This is a genomic window from Polaromonas sp. P1_E1_2 (assembly GCF_056406035.1).
This window is the reverse complement of record NZ_JBFUAZ010000777.1, coordinates 1-1,648: the sequence shown is the minus strand read 5'-3', so window position 1 is coordinate 1,648 and position 1,648 is coordinate 1. Positions and strand designations below refer to the sequence as shown.

The window sequence follows — 1,648 nt, the reverse complement described above, 5'->3', positions numbered from 1 at the left end:
GGCTATCTGGAGAACCCTCTCAAGAACGGTTGCTACAACAGCAGCACTACCAACATTGCCAACCTCCTTTTGAGCTCGCAGCCACAATCTTGTAAGGATGCTGGTTTTGTTCAGAAGGGCAAACCTATCACGCCCTTGGTCGGCGCCGAGACGCACACGGTAGCAACGGGGTTTTCGGTTGGTGGCCAGGAGTGGCGTGTGACTTACGACAACCGCAAGGTTTTCACCGCTGCGTCTATGGGCGTTGCACCCAAAGTGCTCGGCAATATCCCCGCGCTCGGTGCGCTATGGGAGAGTTCGCTGCACAAGAACATCGTTATCGGTGCAGGGGGGTTCGACGCGCAGGTCATGCGTGGAAACGGCACCGTCGTCAGCTTCAGGTACAACCCGACGAACGCCTCCTATGCTCCGATGGGTTTGAACAAAGATTCGCTGGTCGTTGTCTCCGGTGGCTATCGCTATCTGGAGGCTTCCTCACAGACCCTGGAAACTTACAACGCCGCGGGGCGGATCACCTCTGAAGCCGATGGCCGCGGGAACAGGATAACGTACGCGTATAGCTCGGCGGCGAGTACCGCTGCCCCGGCCGCTGGGTACTTGGTGTCGGCAACCGACAACACGGGCCGTAGCATCAACTTCAGCTATACACTGCCCTCCGGCGGCAATGCCGCCACTGACGGGCTGCTGAGCTTCATCAGCAATGCCATGGGCCAAACCATCAGCGCCCTTTACGACGCCAACCGCAACCTGGTCGAACTCCGCTGGCCCGACAACTCGGCTCAAACCTTTGTTTACGAAAACTCCAGCCTGCCGTGGGCGCTCACGGGGTCGGTGGACGAACTGGGGAACCGCTATTCCACCTATGGTTACGATGCCGCCGGCCGTGCCATCTCCACCGAACTTGCCGGGGGCGTTAACCGCTACAGCGTGGCTTACGGCACTCCACCTTCCGTGGCTGTCACGCAAACCTACGATGCCGCAACGACCATTACCACCCGCGCCCACAGCATGGTGTCGCCCAGCAACGTGGTTCTAGCCCTGCCCAATGGGCAAAGCTCGGACATCGCGTCTACCACGGTGGGTGGACTGAACAAGGCTACGGGCCTGAGCCAGCCGGCAGGCTCAGGCTGTGCCGCAGCCAATAACGCCTCCGCCTTTGATGCAGCTGGGAATTTGCTCTCACAAGATGATTTCAACGGCGTGCGCAGTTGCTATGCGTATGACGGTTCGAATCGGGAGATCACGCGAGTGGAAGGCCTGTCCAACACCGCGGCCTGCAATGCCGTGCTACCTGGCGGCGCCACTTTGCCGGCAGGGGCTAGGAAATTCACGACCACTTGGCACCCGGATTGGCGGCTTCCTGTTGCGAGTGCCACGCCTGGGACATTGACAACGCTGGTTTACCAGGGCCGGCCAGACCCTTTGAACGCCGATGCAGCGGCCAATTGCACCAGTGCGCCAACGTTGCCGAATGGAAAGCCCTTGCCCGTGGTGTGCAAGAGGATTGTTCAACTCGCGAACCCGGCAGCAGCTGGAGGTGGTCCAACCGATCCGAGTGCAGCATTTAATTCGCTTTTGCTTCACATGAATGGGACGAACGGCTCGACAGCTTTTGTGGACGATGGTGCTGCTCTGAAAACGCTCTCTG

Annotated in this window: 1 pseudogene; it reads left to right on the top strand. The window is 59.6% G+C overall.

From position 1 onward, the window contains the following. Positions 1-1,648: pseudogene (locus AC1D1P_RS22780) on the top strand (hypothetical protein); the annotation flags it as partial.